The 21,383-nt window shown below is 49.1% G+C and carries 3 protein-coding genes; all 3 read left to right on the forward strand.

Translation table 11 applies throughout. The annotated features are described in order from the left end of the window. The first annotated feature begins 65 nt into the window (after positions 1–65). Complete coding sequence (locus tag ACRD6K_RS00985; RefSeq protein WP_430971702.1) at positions 66–3,953, forward strand: tail fiber domain-containing protein; 3,888 nt, start codon at positions 66–68, stop codon at positions 3,951–3,953. A gap of 112 nt (positions 3,954–4,065) precedes the next feature. After that, positions 4,066–4,467, forward strand: coding sequence for a hypothetical protein (locus ACRD6K_RS00990; protein WP_430971703.1), 402 nt, complete (start codon positions 4,066–4,068; stop codon positions 4,465–4,467). Between the two features lie 159 nt (positions 4,468–4,626). Further along, the gene (locus tag ACRD6K_RS00995; RefSeq protein ID WP_430971704.1) at positions 4,627–21,348 is read left to right on the forward strand and encodes a hypothetical protein; all 16,722 of its coding nucleotides are present in this window, start codon (positions 4,627–4,629) and stop codon (positions 21,346–21,348) included. The last annotated feature ends 35 nt before the right edge of the window (positions 21,349–21,383 follow it).

Genomic DNA, 21,383 nt, shown 5'->3' on the forward strand with positions numbered 1-21,383 from the left:
CTGAAATTGGGTTGAGGCTATGGGTGATGGAAAAGCGATGAAATCTTGATTGAAAAGATTAACCGATGAAAAATTACAGTTATTACTTAATTGGTATTATCCTGTTTGTGATTTCCTTAACGGGGAAATCACAAACATTAAGTCAATTTAATGGAACCTTCTCAATTTCTGGAGTGAAGACGGTGGATACGCTATATCAGGTAACCTCTGTTTTTTCGGATATTAGTTCTACCTATCGATCGACGAATGTTCTGGTTGGAGACCAAATTATCGATGGTAACGGAAACTCTTTTGAAATTACCGAGATATCTTCGGTGAGTGGTAGTCAGGTGATTGTATTGGTTGCTGCGCTAAATGAGTCTGGACCTGTTTTGGGAAAAGGGATGATCTTTAGACCTACAAAGTCTGGTTATCCGCTGGTTACGCAAAATACATCGGATGCTGTTCTGACCGCAGCACTTAACACCACCACAATCTCTATGAATTCGGATATGCCTACTTACGGTTCGGGGATAGCCTTGCCTGAGTCCGCTTATAGTGACGGGGCAATCGTTAAATATGTGGATGGAAATTTCTATAAGCTGAGTGCTTCTTCCTGGCTGATGATTTCTCCTACGGTAACGTCAAAATTTGGATCTGATATCTCGACTGTGCCAGTTATGGCTGAAGGTTCGGTTGTTTACCTGAGAGGAACCAAAGAAAACTATTATTCAACAGGAACCGAGTGGGTCCTTATTCCGGATGTGACGGAGTTGCCTGCAATGGCTAAGTTTGGAGATTTGTTCTACCTGACAACACAAAAGAAGCTTTTTATGATGTCCTCCAAAGCGGAGGATGGCTCAGCACCCGAATGGCTCGAGATTAGTGGCGGAGGTGGCGTTGAAGAAGGCATGGTGCTGCCTGATGATCCGGTTCCCGGAGATTTATTCTTCGATACGGGCAACAATGTACTTTACCTGTATGATATTTACAGCAATTGGGTGGAAGTTTCCACCAACGGGTCAACCCCATCCGGTATATCAAATCCGGAACCATCACCAATTACCGTTAAAGACGGACAGCTGTTCTACAATCAATCAGAACATCAGCTTTACTTTTACAACGGAGTTGCCTGGATTCCTTTGGGAAACAGTTTAGGAGATGGGCATATTTTTGTTGGAGATGCCAATAGTACCGCAAACTCGGTGGCTCTGTCCGGAGATGCAACCATTGACAATACCGGAAAACTTACCATTTCAAATGCAGCAGTAACTAATCCAAAGTTGGATAAAGCCAATATTCCGATCAGTGGATTTGGAAATGCAACAGCCGATGTGAGCATGGGAAATGGGATCATGAATTATAAGATCGTCAATCTGAAAACGCCGACGAATGATAATGATGCCGCCACCAAAGCTTATGTGGATAACCGATTGACCAATCCGGATGATTACCTTTCGCTGACTTCCGGTTCTTTCTTCGTTGGAAATGTGGCTAACAAGGCAGGAGAAATGCCTAAAGGCAGCATTTCCTTGAGTGGCTTTGGTGATCCAACCACCAGCCTTTCCTTGAATAATCAAAGAATAACCAACTTGGCAATTCCTACCAGTCCTGCCGATGCGGTAACCAAAGCTTATGTGGATGATAAAAAAATCAATCCCATTGATATTTCGCTTAACTATGGCATGTTGTTGCTGGGAAATATAACTGATAAGGCCGGCGCTGTAGATAAAAACACAATTCCGGTAAGTGACTTTGGGACGGCGGCAGCGAATGTTTCTTTGGGAGGAAATCGAATTACGAATCTGAGTTCTCCAGTTGACAATGCCGATGCGGTTAATAAAAGCTATTTGGACAATTTGCTGGCTAATCCTGATTTGGGCTTGGCCCTTGCATCGGAGTTCCTTTTTGTTGGTAATGCATCCGGCAAAGCGGAAGGTGTAGCCAAAACCAGCATTGCGCTTAGTGGTTTTGGAGTTCCTGTCTCTGATATTGCGATGGGTGATGGCAGTACTAACTACAGACTCACGAATCTGAAAGATCCAATTGATACTCAGGATGCCACAACAAAAAACTATGTGGATAACCGGGAGATTGGTACCGATAAAATTCCGTTGGCAGCGGGATATTTTCTTCAGGGAAATGAATTGAATCAGGCTGATGCCGTGCAAAAGTCAGACATTCCTGTCAGTGGGTTCGGAGCTGCTCTAAGCGATGTGGTTATGGGCGATGGGATCATCAACTGGAAAATAACCAACCTGGCCAATCCCACAGTTAAAAGAGATGCAGCGACCAAGGAATATGTGGATGAAAGTATTAAAGCCTATTCTTCCTCACTCGATAACGGAAAAATATTTGTGGGAGATGCCACCGGAAAAGCGGTGCAGGTCTTGCTTTCGGGCGATGCTAGTTTGGCTGCTGATGGAACACTTTCGCTGGCTAACGATGCCGTAACGGCTGCCAAACTTCATAGCGATGTAGCGGGCACCGGATTAAAACAGAACCCTTCAGGGGCCTTGGAGGTTGAGGCAAGCACCATAGCCGGAGGAGCGCTTAGTTCTACGGAATTGGTGGTAACCGGAGGAAACAATGCCGTGCTTCAGGATGTAAGTTTGGCCATTGCCGATCAGGCGGTTAGCAACAATAAGCTGGACAAAATAAACATCCCTTTAAGTGGATTTGGCGATCCAACCACCAGCCTTTCAATGAATAATCAGCGCATTGTGAACTTGGCTAATCCTAACGATCCGACGGATGCGGCAACCAAAGCCTATGTAGACGGGAAAGTGGTGAGCCCGGCTGATATTGCGCTGAACAATGACATGCTGTTGCTTGGAGACCTAAGCAATAAAGCGGTGGCTGTTGGTAAGAACGCCATCCCAGTCAGTGATTTTGGCGTGGCTGCAGCGGATATCTCTTTGGGAGGAAACCGGATTGTTAGCCTGGGCACACCGGTTGATGTTGGTGATGCTGTTAATAAAAGTTACCTGGACAATTTGCTGGCCAACCCTGATTTGGGGCTGGCACTTGCTTCGGAACATCTTTTTATAGGAAACTTATCAGGAAAAGCGGAAGGTGTGGCCAAAAGCAGCATCGCCATTAGTGGTTTCGGAGTGGCAACTGCCAATGTGTTGATGGGAGATGGTGTTACGAATTTCAAACTGACGAATTTGAAAGATCCTACCGAGGGGCAGGATGCAGCGACAAAAAATTATGTGGATAGCCGGGTAATTAATGCCGAGAAGCTTGCGCTGGCTTCCGGTGCATTTTTTAGAGGGAATGCCTCTGACCAGGCCGAAGCTGTGGGCAAGGCTGACATTTCAATTAGCGGCTTTGGACCGGCGACTGCTGATGTGTTGGTTGGCGACGGGATTACGAACTACAAAATCCTGAATGTGGCTACCCCGCTGGAAACAGATGATGCATCTACGGTGGCCACCAAAGGTTATGTTGATGCCAATGCCGGCAATGACAACCTTGGAAACCATACAGCCACCCAATCGTTGGCCTTAAGCAACTTTTCGGTGAGCAACGATGGCGATGCCGGTGAGGGACTCTCTTTTGATGTTGATGGCAATGCTGCTTTTGGTCAGGATGTGACTGTGAACGGAAACTTCTACACCCCTTCGGATGAACGATTGAAAACACGCATTGAAACCTTGTCCGGAGTCTTGCAAAAGATTGATCGCCTGCGTGGTGTTCAGTTCGAATACCGGGATCAGCAAAAATATGCCTGCGGCCCTAAAGTCGGAGTCATTGCTCAGGAACTTCAACAGGTTTATCCATCCATGGTTACTACCGGAGACGATGGCTTTCTGAAAGTCGATTACACCCAGCTTACGGCTGTTCTTATTCAGGCGGTCAAAGAGCAGGAGCATAAATTAGCCAGTCAGCAGCAACAGATTGAAGAGTTGAATAACAAGGTGGATAAGCTGCAGCAACAACTGGAAAGTATCTTATTGAAACTGGAATAAGCGGCTGGATGTCAAAGGCCTTTCATTTTTCATTCAGGTTTAAGGGTAAGTGCCTGGTATTTCGGACAGCTTGGAATAAGGGAACAGAATAGGATGACAGCAAACTTGTGATATGAAAGACTTTTCTTTTGTTGAATTACAGACAACAACCGCTTCGGAAATCACCCCCGAAATGCTTGAAGTTTATAAAGATGGAGCTAATTATTGCTCCTACAATAAAAGCGCCATGTGGCTGATCCGGCATTTCGAGCACTTTCCTTTTTTAATCGAATGCAGTACCTCCGATCATGCCCGCCAAATCCGGGTAACCTATTCAGATGAAGTGTTTCAAAGGCTGAAGGAGCAATACCAGGTGACATCATGTTCAGGGGAAGCAAATCCTCCCGTATGGTACCTGTCCACCACCCAAAGCCCCATCAGTGATTATGAACTTAAGTTATGGGGAAGCATCTTGTTTTTGGAATTTAAGTACCAGAACGGAATAAAGTTCGTGAAATACGCAGGTTCGGAATGAGCAAAGCGAAAAGCATAAAATTCAGTGAGTTGACTAATACTAGTCAACTCTTTGATTATACGGCCGTCTCAGAAGGCCGAAAAAAGAATATAAAGGGTTTTAAACAATATGGTAAGCGCTTCATCCATGCAAAGGAATGAAGTGGAATAAGCAACAAACATGGAAAATAAAAGCAAAAACGCAGCAAGTGCATTCCGGAGAATGCATCTTTTAAACTCGAAAGGGAGTCTGGCCTGGGGCTGGCTTTGTTTAATGGTTCTTCTGTTGGTGCCGGCTCTGGTTGGCGCACAAGAGGATTATTTCCGGGTAGAACAGGGAATTCCTCATCTCCCGGTTTATGACAATTCGGCGAAAATTGTGAGTCCCGGAACCGGGATGCTGATTTATAGCCGGCAAGATGAAAAGCCGATGGTGTATACCGGAAATGCCTGGGTCGACTTTTGCTCAGCGGTTTATGAAGATGCTACGGCACAGAGCTACTTTACTGTGAAAAACGGAATTCCGTATTTGCCGGAGAAGTTGGTACTGCCTTCATCGCCTTCATCCGGAGCTTTTCTTTATTCCACAAACGATCAGTCGCTGGTGGTTTCCGGCGGAAACGGTTGGGTGAAAATGAATCATATGGGGGGCGAAACACTTTTGGGCAACTCGGCCTTCTCCACCGATGAGATGATTGAAACCTGTTGTTTTCCGGTGCTTTCCGAAGACCCGCCAATAGCTGCCGAAGGAGATATGTATATCAGTATTTCTGAAAAAGCCTTCCGCTATTGCAATGGAAGTGTATGGTTGAACATAGCCTGTGAAGCTGCAGTAACCACAACACCGGTTACCGACCTGATTGGAGGTTCCGGAACCGGCGGTGGGGTGGTAACCAGCACCGGAGGATCGGCTATTTCTGTTGTCGGAATTTGCTGGGGGTTTAGTGCCAATCCCGATACAACCCTGAATACCCGCACCCGCCAGAAAATTACCTCCGGAGACGGTCTGGGTGCTTTTGTTAGTCACCTTTCCGGCTTGTTGCCCAACACCACTTACCATGTTCGGGCTTATGCCGTGAATGCCGAAGGCGTTGTTTATGGTGAAAACCTGACCTTTACCACTTCTACAACCATTCCTACGATTATTACCCTGGAGGCTTCCAATATTACCAGCATGTCAGCCGAAACGGGTGGAAACATCATGAATGACGGCGGTGCCCCGGTTACTTTGCGAGGAGTTATTTGGAGTGCCGTGGGCGACCCGCTGAATGACAGCGAAGCCTTACGCACGGAAGACGGAGCAGGAATTGGCACTTATGCCAGTTTGCTAAACGACTTAATGGGGAATACCACCTACTATGTGCGGGCTTATGCTGTCAATAGTGAAGGAACAGCTTATGGCAATCTTGTACAATTTACCACCCTTGGTCCGGAGCCGCCTTTGCTGGAAAAATTGATCACGGTGAATGACATTACCGGAACTTCAGCACAAATTAACGCGACGATTATCAACAATGGAGGAGCTGAAATTTCCGAGCGCGGGGTGGCCTGGAGTACCGATGGGGTGACCTTTAACCATTTTCCTTCAACCCACGATACCGGTTCTGAAATTGGAGCCTTTCAAACCTTGCTGGATGTTTTGTCGCCCGGAACAACGTATTATGTGAAAGCGTATGCAACCAATGAAGCCGGAATCGGTTACAGCGACCAAGTTGTTTTCACCACCGCATTTCCTGTAATTATCACTACCATTCCACCTTCCGATGTTACAGGCTTTACGGCTTTAAGCGGAGGCGAGATTACCAGTTCGGAGAATTCGGCAATAACGGTCCGGGGAATTTGCTGGAGTACCGAGAAGTACCCGACAACTGATTTGCCAACCAAAACCAGCGAAGCAATTTCCGGGGATGGATTGGGCACTTTCCCAAGTTCGATGACTGACCTGCTTCCGGGAACCAAGTATTATGTTCGCGCTTATGCAGTTAATGCCGCCGGAACAGCCTATGGGAACCTGGACAGCCTGACAACTTTAGACTACCCGGTTGTGACAACACTGACGCCGGCCGTTTTTGTCGGGAGTACAGCTGTTGGCGGAGGAACCGTAATTTCTGATGGGGGAGCAGAAGTTGTTGATCGTGGCGTGTGCTGGAGTACAAGTGCCAATCCAACGATTTATTCTTACCATACTTCTGACGGAAGCGGGTTGGGTGACTTCACCAGCAACTTGACCGGGCTGGCTGAAAATGTTACCTACTATGTACGGGCCTATGCACGCAACAGTGTCGGCATTGCCTATGGTGAAGAAAAGACTTTTACAATCATTACAGATATTCCTGAAATTACGACGCTGGAAGCCACAACCATCACCAGCATGTCGGCTCAAAGTGGGGGTGATATTACCAGCGATGGAGGAAAACCGGTTACCGCACGAGGAATTATCTGGAGCGTGCAGGGCGATCCGCTGGACGATCCTTCCCACATCATTACCAACGATGGCTCGGGGGTGGGGCGGTTCCCAAGTCTGCTGACCAGCCTGCTTGGAAACACCACTTATTATGTGAGGGCCTATGCGGTCAATAAAGCTGGAACAGCCTATGGAAATCTGATTCAGTTTACAACCCCTGACCCAATTTTGGCTGAGCTCAGTTCTGCCAATATCAGTGTGTACGACATTACCGATGTTTCGGCGGTGGGGCGCATGGAAATTCTGAATAACGGGGGAGCACCAATAACCGATCGGGGAATCTGCATCAGCACGGATCGGATTACCTACCATTATTATCCTTCTGAAACGGTGAACCCCACAGACATTGGAGTTTTTATTAGTCAACTAACCGGGCTGACTCCCGGAACCTTGTATTATGCCAAAGGATATGCTACCAACAGTGCCGGCACGTCGTACACCAGCGAAATCAGTTTTGTGACGGCTTCATTGGTTCAGCTTGTAACGGTAAAACCCACCAATGTTACGGGCAACGAGGCTTTGAGTGGAGGGATCGTTACTGATGTTGGAAACTCGGAAATTACCGCCTTGGGTATTTGCTGGAGTACGGAAAAAGATCCGACCATTGATTTACCAAGCAAAACCAGCGAAGCCATCACGGGCGACGGCACCGGAACTTTTGTCAGTGCCGTGGCGGACCTGCTGCCGGGTACTACTTATTATGTGCGGGCTTATGCGGTCAATGCAGCCGGAACATCATACGGTAACCTCGATAGTTTGACCACCTTATTCTACCCCAAGGTTATTACGCTTTCAACAGCTTCTTTCATGAGCTCAACAGCAGTTGGGGGAGGAAATGTTTTGGATGCTGGAGGAGAAGAAGTAACAGCGCGCGGCGTTTGCTGGAGCACATCTGAAAACCCAACCATTTTCTCTAATCATACAACTGACGGATCCGGACTAGGGCTTTACAGCAGTATCCTGACCGGCTTGGTGCCCAATGTTACTTACCACGTTCGTGCCTATGCCCGTAGTTGGGTGGGGGTTGGTTATGGCGAAAATAAAACCTTCACCATTATTCCGGATGCTCCGGAAATTATTACCCTTGATCCCACAAATATCACCAGTATTTCGGCACAGAGTGGAGGTGATATCACCAGCGATGGAGGTTATCCGATTACCGCGCGCGGAATTATCTGGAGCGTTGTTGGTGATCCGCTGGATGATCCGGAAGCTACCATTTCGGATGATGGCTCAGGAGTGGGAGAGTTCCCCAGTAGTCTGACCGGCTTGCTGGGAAGCACTACTTTTTATGTTCGGGCGTATGCGGTAAATAAAGCCGGGACTTCCTACGGAAACCTGATTGTGTTTACCACTTTGCCTCCGGTGGTGCCGGAGTTGAGTTCTGCCTCAATTCAGATTTCTGAAATTACAGATATCTCAGCACTGGGAACGATGGAGATTCTGAATAACGGCGGAGCACCAGTTACTGCGCGCGGGATTTGCCTGAGTACCGACCGGGTAAATTATGAGTATTATCCTTCAGGAACAATCAACCTGTCCGATGTGGGTATTTTTGAAAGTACACTGGCTGTGCTGGAACCGGGTACAACTTACTACGCGAAAGGTTATGCTACCAACTCAGCAGGAACCGGCTATACCAGCGAAACCAGTTTTGTTACGGCGTCAGTTGCTTCAATCTTTACCACTGAGCCAAGCGATATTACCCAAAATACGGCGCAGAGTGGCGGGATTGTTTCCAATACCGGAAATTCTGAAATTATTGAACGTGGAGTTTGCTGGGCTACCACCGAAAACCCGACTTTTGACCGGGATTCGAAACTCTCGGATATTTTTACAGGAACGGGGCTGGGTTCTTTCAGCAGCACACTGACTGGCTTGCTGCCAGACACTACTTATTTCGTCAGAGCTTATGCCATGAACGTAACGGGGGTGTCCTACGGAGATGAATACAGTTTCATTACACCGGAAGCAACTGTTCCGGAGGTGGTCACCATTGATGTGATCAACATTGGCGGTGTTTATGCGGAAGCCCGGGGTAGAGTGAATAACACCGGTGGTTGGGATGTTACCGATCGCGGATTTTGCTGGAGCCTATCGGATAATCCAACCATTTTGAATGATACGGTAAAAGTAGGTATGGGGCCCGGAAGCTTCTCAACTCAACTCGTTGGCCTGGCTCCGGGAACAACTTATTATGTAAGAGCCTACGCGATAAATGAAAAGGGGATTGCCTACGGCGATTCGTACCAGTTTAAGACCGATGAGCTGGCCACCTTAATTACAACCAAACCTTCGGATGTAAGAAGCAGCCGGGCAATAAGTGGCGGAACCATAACCAGCGACGGTGGCGATACCATAACCAGTCGCGGGGTTTGTTGGTCAACTTTCCCCAATCCAACGATGGAAGACAGCTATACCATTGACGGTTCAGATGTCGGTATTTTTTCGAGCCAGCTGTCGGGGCTGAGTGGAAGTACGAAATATTACGTACGTGCTTATGCTATCAATAGTGCCGGAGTGGCCTACGGTAACCTGGATAGTTTGGTCACGACAACCTCAACAGTGCCGTGGGTGGTAACCGATGGAGTTACTTCTGTTCAGGGAACTTCAGCTTCTGTTCAGGGAACGATTGCCGATAATGGGGGAGAGCCCATTACGGAGCGGGGTATTTGCTGGAGCACGGAGAAAATGACAACCATTGATGATAACCGACTGGTTTGTGGCAACGGAGATGGATCGTTTACGGGGCAGCTGACGGGTTTGACCAAGGGGGAAACCTATTATGTGAGGGCCTACGCCATCAACCGGATTGGTATTGCTTATGGCGATGAGTTGAGTTTTGTTACCGCAACTCTGGCCACGATTACCACCAATGAAGTGTCGGACATCAGCGGAGTTTCGGCTGTTGGTGGCGGTTTCATTAGTAATGATGGCGGTTCGGAGGTGAGCCAAAGTGGTATCTGCTGGAACACGACCGGAAATCCAACAATACATAATCCTCGTACCACAGAAGGAGTGGGAATTGGTGAATTTATTCATACCATGACCAATTTGATGGCTAACACCACCTACTATGTTCGGGCTTATGCCATCAATGAGGCTGGAGTAAGTTACGGAAATGAGGTGCGTTTCATTTCGGGCCCTCCGGAATTTGCAATTGTACGAACAGTAACACCGAAGAGTGAACTCAACGGGGTGGAAGGAACCAGCGGTGGAACGGTTATCAGCAATGGAGGAACTTTGATTACTTCCGGAGGATTGGTGTGGAGCACCCAGTCTGGTTTTATTCCGGATACGGTATTGGTGAACCGAACCACTGAAAGTGTTTCAGGAAGTTTCAGCTCGCGCATGACTGGTTTATTGCCCAACACCACTTACTATGTTCGGGCTTATGTTGTGAATGGGATTGGAACTTCTTACGCCGAGGAGGAACTGAGTTTCACCACGAAAGACATTCCGGTTGTGGTAACTGCTGCCATTGACAAAAGTACAGTGACCAGCACCTCTGCCTTGGCCGGAGGAAGCATCATTTCAGATGGTGGCAGTCCGGTTACGCAAAGTGGTGTTTGCTGGAGTACCTCACACAACCCGGTTCGCGAAGATGAAAATTATACGACGAATGGTGGAGGATCGGGTGATTTTACAAGTACCATCTCCGACTTGATGGGAAGCACGACGTACTATTTGCGGGCTTATGCAGTGAATGCCGTTGGAATAGCTTATGGCGAAGAAGTGAGCTTTACCACTGAACCTCCGGTTTTGGCAACGGTTGTTACCGATCCGGTTACGCTGCTGTCCTCAACGTCGGCCAATGGCGGCGGAACCATTACCAGCAACGGAGGGGCTTTGGTGACTACCCGTGGGTTGGTGTGGTGTACCCAGCCCAATTTCGAAACGGACACCATTGTTAAAAACCGGACAGCATCAACCGGTTACTTTACCGGTTCCTTTACCGACCTGCTTACGAAGCTGACTCCCAACACGGTTTATTATATCCGGGCTTATGCCGAAAACAGTGTCGGCATTGCTTATGGCGAGGAAGTGAGTTTCCTTACACCTGTAGTTCCTTCGATAAGAACAATTTATGCGTCTGCAACGGGGCCAACAACGGCTACCAGTGGCGGTAATATTTCCAAAGATGGTGGGGCAGATGTTACTTCGCGTGGAGTGGTTTGGAGTACAATCGCAACTTTCGACCCGGATACGGTGGTGGTGAACCGCACGACTAATGGTAGTGGAACCGGTTCGTTCCTCAGTAAACTCCAACGTCTGAAAGGGAATACCACTTATTATATACAGGCCTATGCCAAAAACATTGCCGGAACAGGCTACGGAAACTTACTTAGCTTTATTACTGATCCTGCGGTCCTGCCAACTCTGACTACCCGTCCGGCCTGGTATGTAAACGGAACGACTGCTTATAGCGGGGGACATATCTCCGATGATGGCGGGTCATCGGTTACTACCCGTGGAATGGTGTGGAGTACTGTTTCCGGCTTCAAGCCTGATACGGTTAAAGTCAATAAATCGGCTCAAACGGGTACAGGTATTGGCTATTTCACGACCCAGCTCAAAGGGTTAAAACGAGGAACAACCTATTACATCAGAGCTTATGCGGAGAACGAAATCGGCATAGCCTTTGGCGATGAGTTAAGCTTCACTACTCTTGACTTTGCCAGCTTAACCACGCAGGAATTACTGGCATCATCAACCGGAACATCAGCCGTTGGAGGTGGACTTATTCAAAGTAACGGAGGTTCAAGCATCACCAATGTAGGAGTTTGCTGGAGTACCGGACATAATCCAACGGTCAGTTTACACACCAAAACAAGGTACGACAAACTTAACGGAGACACCTTTAGAAGTACCTTGACAGACTTGGATCCGGTGACGACCTATTATGTGCGGGCTTATGCGGTGAATAGCCAGGGAGTGGCTTACGGAAATGAGGTGAGCTACACCACTCCGGCAATTTTGCCAAGCATTACAACCAATTATGTTGTTCCTGTTACCAAGTCAGAAGTGGTTACCGGAGGAACAATCTCGGATGATGGAGGAGCTGAAATTACTGACCGCGGGGTGCTTTGGAGCACCGATGCCAATTTTGATCCCGACACCGTAGTGGTCAATAAAACTTCGGATGGTACGGGAATCGGTAATTTTACCAGCAACATTGGCGGACTGAACATGAGCATTAGCTATTACATCCGGGCTTATGCAACCAACAGCGCAGGTACGGCTTATGGAAACCAGGTTTCAGTAACTATATTTCCAACTGCGCCCCGACTGTTTACCCATGAAGTTACCGAGATTGAAGGTTACACCGCCGTTTGCGGAGGAGACATTACCAGCGATGGAGGGGCTGATGTGACACTTAAAGGTGTGTGCTGGAGTACACATACCAATCCGACCATTGAGGACAGCCGGACTTACAACGGGTCGGGAATGGACTCCTACATCAGCAAACTGACTGATCTGAAGCCGAACACGCTCTACTATGTAAGGGCTTATGCGGTCAATAAGATTGGGGTGGCCTACGGCTTGGAACGAACATTCTTGACAGATGCTTTCCCAACCCTGGTGGCGACAACACCGGTTACAAATATTATTGCGACAACCGCAACCAGCGGGGGTGAAATTACCGACGATGGAAGAACACCCATTTTGGCTCGCGGGGTTTGCTGGAGCATGCACAACGCTCCAACGGTAGCACTTCCCACCAAAACGGTTGATGAAACAACAACGGGCATTGGGCGTTTCACCGCCAACCTGTCTGGCCTGAAACCGGAGACCGATTACTATGTAAGAGCCTATGCGACCAACGCGGTTGGAACAAGTTATGGTAGTCAGGTTTTCTTCCGTACCAAGGAAGTAATGCTTCCGGCAGTAACAACAACGAAACCTTCGGCGGTGGATAGCACACATGCCGTGTGCGGAGGTGAAGTAACCAATGACGGGGGAATGCCGGTCAATGTGAGAGGCGTGTGCTGGAGTCTGACGAACGATCCTGACCTGGAAACGGGCGTTAAGCTGAATGATGCAGCCGGTGGATTGGGCGCTTATGTCAGCAATGTCAACGGACTCTTGCCCGGAACCAAATACTACATCAAAGCCTTTGCCACCAACATTCTGGGAACGGCTTACGGACAGTTGGATAGTCTGGTGACCGAAGCCATTCGCCCAACGGTAAGTATTGCTTTGATGACCAACTTGACCATGACAACGGGAGACGGTTCAGCCTCTGTCATTACGGATGGAGGTTCTTCGGTTACCGACCGGGGACTTTACTGGAATACCACCGGTCAGGCTCCTACGGTTCCTATGCCGGCTGACAGCAGCATTGCGCTGGGAGCCGGTTCAACCGAAATCAACGGAACGATTACAAACCTGAAAGCCAGCACCACTTATTATGTGTGGGCCTATGCGACCAACGCGGTTGGAACCCGTTTCAGCCCCGAAGCAATTTCATTTACCACGCCAACTATTCCAACAGTCATTACCAGCGCACCGAAATCGGTAGCTCGTAACGAGGCAGTATGTGGTGGTGAGGTTACTGACAATGGTCGTGTGGAGGTAACCGCTCGAGGGGTTTGCTACAGTGCATTCGGAACACCAACGACTGACAGTTTATCGGTGGAGCATAGCACTGGCGGAACAGGCTTGTTCTCGCTGAACGTTACTGAACTGAAGGAGGGAACGACTTACTATGTACGGGCTTACGCCATCAACAGCATGGGAACGGCTTATGGCGAAGTCGATACCCTGACAACGCTGACGATTCCGACTGTTCATACCTTGGCGTCCGATTCCATTTGGAGTTCAGGAGCTGTTAGCGGAGGTGATGTGGTTGCTGATGGCGGTGCCGAAGTAATTCTGCGAGGCGTTTGCTGGAGTAGTGACACCATCCCCACGATAGATCTGTTGACCAAAACAAAAAATGGTAGCGGACTGGGTGAGTTCGAGTCCTTTCTTGGAGGACTGAAACATGCCTCAACGTATTATATCCGTGCTTATGCCACCAACAGCTTGGGCACGGCTTATGGCGAAATTGATACGATTTTAACCGCACCGGTTGTGCCAACGCTTGGCTCGGTTGTGCTCGAGGCGATTGATGATTCAACTCAACTCGGAACAGCTGATGTTATTGATGACGGGGGTGCAGAAGTAATCGAAAGGGGGCTGGTGTGGAACACAACAGGTAACCCAACGCTTGATGATGAGGTCATCTTAAATGGTGAAGCCGGAGTGGGAACCTATAGCGATACCATTACAGGAATGGTTGAAGGACCTACTTATTATGTACGGGCTTATGCCACCAACAGTGTTGGAACGGCTTACGGACCTGATATCAGCAGCAAGAGCTGTCCCACCGCTTTTACGGTTATGCATGTGGAAGGATTTAGCGGGGCTCCGGAATCAAAAACGGTTGTTTATCATTCCGTGAGTACCGATTTGTCCGGCGATCTGCGTTGCTGGCTTACCCAAAACCTGGGAGCCGATCAGCAAGCAACGAGTATGAATGATGCCACTGAAGCTTCGGCAGGTTGGTACTGGCAGTTCAATCGTTCGCAGGGCTATAAATACGATAGCTCCCGGACGCCTTCGAATGCGTGGGAAGCCTGGACAACGAGCATTTCGGAAAGCTCAGCCTGGGTGGCAGCCACGGATCCTTGTAACCTGTTGCTGGGCTTGGGATGGCGCATCCCGACTAAGACCGAATGGGAAAATGCCGATGCCGCGCCGCAAGACTGGACAACAGGTGCCGATGCTTTTGCCTCGGTACTGAAACTGCATTCAGCAGGGGTGCTCGCATATAACAATGGCGTACTTGCCGGCAGAGGCAGTTATGGACGTTACTGGAGTAATACCCAGATTAACACCAGCAGTGCTTATTTTATGGATTTGTATTCCGGCAGCCGGATTAACTATTTCTCTAAAGCTTATGCCTTGCCGCTTCGTTGTATCCGCGATGGAATTACCATTGCTTTACCATCGGTGAGTGATGTTGTTATTCCGGATTCGCTGGTAACGGAAACTTCGGCGGCAGGTGTGGCAACTGTTGTTTCAGATGGAGGTGCCGCAGTAACCAGCCGGGGACTTTGCTGGAATACAACTGGCAACCCAACGGTTGACGATCATACGCTTCCAAGTGGCTCCGGAAAGGGAACGTTCTCCGAGCTGTTATCTAATTTAGAAGAAGGGGTTACGTACTATGTGCGGGCCTATGCGGTCAACAGCGAAGGGACAGCTTACAGCCCGTCAACCACCAGTTTTCAGTTATGTCCAACCAATTTTGAAATTATCCACACCGAAGGATTGAATGGAGCACCGGAGACGAAAAAGGTAATTTATAGTTCCGTAAGTTCACGTATTTCGGGTAAATCGGCCTGTTGGTTAACCCAAAACCTGGGAGCCAGCCAGCAAGCCACTTCGGTTAGCGATGCCAGCGAAGCTTCGGCCGGCTGGTATTGGCAGTTCAACCGGAAACAAGGCTATAAATACGATGGTTCACGTCTGCCGGCCAATAGCTGGACCCCATGGATAACGAGTATTTCGGAGAATGTGAACTGGATGAGTGCCAATGATCCGTGTAACTTGTTGCTTGGCTTAGGCTGGCGTATTCCTACCAAAGCGGAGTGGGAAAATGCCGACGCCGCTCCCCAATTCTGGACAAATTCAGCGGATGCTTATCATTCCGAATTGAAACTTCACCAGGCCGGACTTCTGGCTTACAATACCGGCGCGCTTCAAAACCGCGGAACTTATGGGTATTACTGGAGTAGCGATCGCTACAATTCAACCAACGGAAATTACTTATACATTTATTCGGGAAGCAGCAGCGTTACCTACTCCAACAAGGCAAATGCATTTCCGGTGCGTTGTATTCGTGACGAACTTGTCAAATCAGCGCCAGTAGTGAGTGATGTTGAGGTACCTGCAAAAGAGATGACCGCCACATCGGCGGATGCTACGGCTACTGTTGCTTCGGACGGGGGGATGCCGGTAACCGAAAGAGGTTTGTGTTGGAGTGAAACCAATTCAACACCTACCATTGCCGACGAGGTGATTACGGCCGGAGGAGGAACCGGGGAATTTACAAGAACCTTGGCTGATTTGAAAGAAGGGCCTGTTTATTATGTGCGGGCTTATGCCACCAACAGTGAAGGAACGGCTTATAGCCCCACTGTAACCAGCTTCAGAATATGCCCTTATGAATTTGATGTGATGCACACCGCCGGCTTGAATGGAGCACCGGAAAGCAAAACGGTTACTTACCACTCGGTTGGCAGTATGATTTCGGGCGAAGCCGCTTGCTGGCTGACGCAAAACCTGGGAGCTGACGAGCAAGCCACTGCAGTAAATGATAAGTCCGAAGCTGCTTCTGGCTGGTACTGGCAGTTTAACCGTTCTCAGGGGTACAAACCGGTAGGATCATCCTATATTCCGAACAATGCCTGGACTTCCTGGACTTCCAGCATTTCTGAAAACATTAACTGGGGAAGTGCGAATGATCCTTGTCGCTTGCTTTTAGGTCTGGGCTGGCGGATTCCAACCAAAGCGGAATGGGAAAATGCCGATGCTGCTCCCCAGTTCTGGCAAAAGGCGGCCGATGCCTACAATTCAGAATTGAAATTGCATCTGGCAGGACTGTTGAATTATTCTACCGGGGCATTACAAAACCGCGGTAGCTATGGGTATTACTGGAGTAGTGACCGGTATACGGGTACCACCGGCTATTATCTCTATTTAACAACGAGTGGAAGTAGCGTTACCTATATTAATAAGGCCTATGCTTTCCCAATGCGTTGTATCCGCACGGAGATGACTTTGTCGGCACCGCAGGTGAGTAAGGTTGAGGTGCCTGTTTCGGGCATGACCTCGGATGCGGCTAAAGGAACAGCCATTGTTACAACAGATGGAGGTGCTGCTGTGGAAACCCGCGGATTGTGCTGGAATACAACCGGCGATGCGCCAACTGTTTCAGACAGCACATTAACCATCGGAAGCGGCTTGGGCAGTTTTACCGGTGATCTGAAAAACCTTAAAGAAGGAATTACCTATTACATTCGCGCTTTTGCAACCAATAGTCAGGGAACGGGCTACAGCCCGGAAGTGACCAGCTTCATGATTTGTCCGACCGGTTTTGAAGTGATTCATACCGAAGGGTTGAATGGAGCAGCGGTTAGTAAAACGGTAACGTACAATTCCGTGAGCACGAGTATTTCAGGCGAAGCAGCCTGCTGGTTGACCCAAAACCTGGGAGCTGATCGCGCACCGGATGCTTACAATGATGCCTCGGAGGCTGCCGCCGGCTGGTACTGGCAGTTTAATCGTCAGCAAGGCTATCAGCCTGTAGGGAACTCCTACGTTCCAAACAACGATTGGACTTCCTGGACAGGAAGCATCTCAGAAAGCTCAAACTGGTCAGCAGGCAATGACCCTTGTAATTCGCTGCTTGGTTTGGGCTGGCGGATTCCAACCAAAGCGGAATGGGAAAATGCCGATGATGCTCCCCAGTTCTGGCAAAAGGCAGCCGATGCCTACAATTCTGACTTGAAATTGCATCTGGCAGGAGACCTTTACTATTCGACCGGAGGACTGCAAAACCGGGGAGGTCATGGGTACTACTGGAGTAGCACGCAGGCAGCCTCTACTACGGGACATTATTTGTACTTGAATGCCTCTTCCAGTGCCCCAAACTCAGCCAGTAAAGCCTATGCCTTTTCAGTACGTTGTATTCGCGACAAAGTGGTTATTTCAACACCATCCGTTAGCAAGGTAACGATTGTAGCTGAAGCCATGACTGAAACCACCGCGACAGGAAATGCGACGGTTACAAATGATGGAGGAGCAGAAGTTACGGATCGGGGATTGTGCTGGAACACAACCGGCAATCCGACCATTGCCGACAGCAAAATTTCATCCGGCGATGGCGTAGGAAGTTTTACCCGTACAATTGGCGGACTTGTTGAGGGGCCAACCTATTACATCCGTGCCTATGCCATCAACAGTGAAGGGGTGGCTTACAGCCCGGCGGATGCCAGCTTCAGAATTTGTCCGGCAACGTTTACTGTTATTCATACCGAAGGGGTTAATGGAGCACCGGTAAGCAAAAACGTAACTTACCACTCTGTTAGTTCTGATGTTTCCGGCAAATCGGCTTGTTGGCTGACTCAAAACCTGGGAGCTGACCGCCAAGGCGAATTTGTTGGTGATAATGCGGAGGCTGCTTCAGGCTGGTATTGGCAGTTTAACCTGCCGCAGGGTTATAAACACGATGGTTCTTCTTACAGCCCCAGCAATGCATGGACCAGCTGGATCTCCAGCATCTCGCAAAGTTCAAACTGGTCGTTGAACAATGACCCTTGTAACCTGCTGTTGGGCCTTGGCTGGCGATTGCCGACTTCTGCTGAATGGACCAATGCCGATGCTGCTCCACAATTTTGGACAAGCGCGGCTGATGCCTATAAATCCGAGTTGCAGCTGCACCTGGCCGGTTATTTATATTATTCAAACGGAGCGCTGCAAAACCGCGGTGGGCTTGGGTATTATTGGAGCAGTACCCAGTCCGCCTCAACCACCGGGCATTACCTGGCTTTGACTTCCTCAAGCAGTGTGATGGGAACAATCAGTAAAGCCTATGCGCTTCCGGTGCGTTGTTTACGCGAAGACCTGAAGATTTCAATTCCCACGGTCAGCAATGTGGAAGTACCGACTTCCGGAATGAAAACAACCACCGCAGAAGGATCAGCCACGGTTACCACGAATGGTGGAGCCAAGGTTCTTGCAAGAGGATTGTGTTGGAATACGACCGGAGTGACTCCAACGCTTTCGGATAAAGTTGTTCCGGTAGGAAGTGGCTTGGGCAGCTTTACCGGTATGCTGGAAGGTTTGAATGAGAGTGATACTTACTATGTACGTGCTTATGCAACGAACAGCGAAGGAACGGCATACAGCCCCGAAGTAACCAGTTTTAAAATCTGTCCGGTTGAGTTTGAAGTAATTCACACCGAAGGGCTGAATGGGGCTCCGGAAACAAAAACCGTAACCTATCATTCCATAAGTAGCAATATCTCGGGCAAGTCGGCTTGCTGGTTAACCCAAAACCTGGGAGCCAGCCAGCAGCCCAAGGCATACAACGATGCCACGGAGGCTTCTTCAGGCTGGTACTGGCAGTTCAACCGGAAACAAGGCTATAAGTTTGATGGTGGTCGAACACCTTCGGATGCGTGGACAACTTGGGTTGGAAGCATTTCAGAAAGCATGAGCTGGACGGCCGCAGAGGATCCTTGCGCCTTACAACTTGGTTTGGGCTGGCGTATTCCAACTTCCACTGAGTGGACGAAAGCCGATGCAGCACCTCAGTTCTGGAACAGTGCAACGGATGCCTATAATTCGGTATTGAAACTGCACCAGGCCGGGAATCTGTACTATTCAACCGGTGTGTTGCAGAACCGGGGGAGCGTAGGAAGCTACTGGAGCAGTACGCAGTACAGTTCAACTACAGGGCATTATTTCATCATCAATTCTTCAAGCAGTGTTATGAGCACGGCCAGCAAGGCGTATGCTTATTCCCTGCGTTGCATTCGCGATGAGGTAAGCATCAGCATCCCATCGGTAAGCGATGTTGAAATCCCAACTTCCGGGATGACGGCGACCACTGCGGAAGGAACGGCAACGGTTTCTTCAAACGGAGGGGCTGAAGTTACTGAAAGGGGCTTTTGCTGGAATACTTCCGGCACACCAACAACGGCGGACAATACGGTGCCGCTTGGAAGTGATGTTGGTAAATTTACCGGCAAGCTAACCGGGTTAAAAGAAGGACCAACCTATTACGTAAGGGCGTATGCCATTAACAGTAAAGGAACGGCTTACAGCCCAACGGTGACCAGTTTTAAGATCTGTCCAATCTCGTTTGATGTTATTCATGTTGAAGGTCAAAATGGAGCTCCGGGGAGCAAAATTGTAACTTACCATTCCATTAGCACCAATGTGTCGGGGAAAGCTGCTTGCTGGCTGACCCAGAACCTGGGAGCAGACCGGGAAGCGACCTCGTATAATGACAATGCAGAAGCGGCTTCGGGGTGGTACTGGCAGTTTAACAAGGAACAAGGTTTTAAACACAACGGAACGGCCTATTCGCCCGCGCCGGCCTGGAAATCCTGGATTGGATCCATCTCTCAAAGTTCAAACTGGTCATCGGGCAACGATCCGTGTCACTTGTTGCTTGGTCTGGGATGGCGCATTCCAACCCTGACCGAATGGACCAATGCCGATGCTCCGCCACAGTTTTGGAACAGTGTTCAAGATGCTTATAATTCGGAACTGAAGTTACACATGGCCGGAAACTTGTATTATTCGAACGGAAACTTGCAGTATCGTGGAAGTCATGGCTATTATTGGACCAGCACCCAGTACAGCTCTACAACGGGGAACTACCTGAGCCTGAATACATCAAGCAGTGCCCTGAGTACAACCACCAAGGCTTATGCATTCCCGGTAAGGTGTATTCGCGATGAGGTTCAGCTGGCAAAGCCTTCCGTTAGTGCTGTAGTTATTCCAAACTCAACCATCAGTTTAAGCACAGCCGCCGGAACAGCAACCGTGACGATTGACGGAGGCCAGGCAGTCACAGACCGCGGTTTGTGCTGGAATACAACTGGAAATCCGACCATTGCAGATAGCAAGGTTTCAGTGGGAAGTGGTGTTGGAAGTTTTACTGGAATGATTTCGGGCTTGACCGAAGGGCCAACTTATTATGTTCGTGCCTACGCCACCAACAGTGAAGGCACAGCCTACAGCCCGGTACAATCCAGCTTTAAGGTTTGCCGAAAAACATTTTCAGTCCTGCATACCGAAGGTGAGAACGGAGCACCGGAAAGCAAGACAGTTACCTATCATTCGGTGAGCAGCACCATGTCGGGAAGTGCAGCTTGTTGGTTAACTCAGAACCTGGGCGCCGATCGTCAGCCAACTGCCTTGACCGACAATTCCGAAGCTTCGGGGGGATGGTACTGGCAGTTTAACCGCTCGCAGGGCTTTAAGTACGACGGAACGCGTGCGCCTGCGGATAGCTGGATTCCGGGGATTTCTCAGAGTGCGCAATGGGCTGTAAGTAATGATCCTTGCCGACTGTTGCTTGGTGGTACCTGGCGTATTCCTACGTTGACTGAATGGACCAATGCAGATAACCCACCTCAGTACTGGACGAGGGGTGCAGATGCCTTCAACTCTGTATTGAAACTTCATCTGGCCGGGAACCTGTATTATTCGAACGGAAACTTGCAATACCGGGGAGGCAACGGCTATTATTGGAGCGGTACGCAGTACTCGAGCACCACGGGCTATTATTTGTCCATTACCTCTTCGGGGAGCGCGATGAGCACAACAACTAAGGCGTATGCTTTCCCAGTCCGGTGTATTAAAAGCAACTGATTGGATGAACACGGATATTCTATGAAACTTAAATA

Origin of the sequence: Sunxiuqinia rutila, from assembly GCF_050589705.1 — a bacterium.
GTDB lineage: Bacteria > Bacteroidota > Bacteroidia > Bacteroidales > Prolixibacteraceae > Sunxiuqinia > Sunxiuqinia rutila.

What these genes read in the sequence shown, in the direction of transcription:
- ACRD6K_RS00990 (WP_430971703.1), top strand. Translation starts at nt 4,066, where the DNA reads ATGAAAGACTTTTCTTTTGTTGAATTACAGACAACAACCGCTTCGGAA.
- ACRD6K_RS00985 (WP_430971702.1), top strand. Translation starts at nt 66, where the DNA reads ATGAAAAATTACAGTTATTACTTAATTGGTATTATCCTGTTTGTGATT.
- ACRD6K_RS00995 (WP_430971704.1), top strand. Translation starts at nt 4,627, where the DNA reads ATGGAAAATAAAAGCAAAAACGCAGCAAGTGCATTCCGGAGAATGCAT.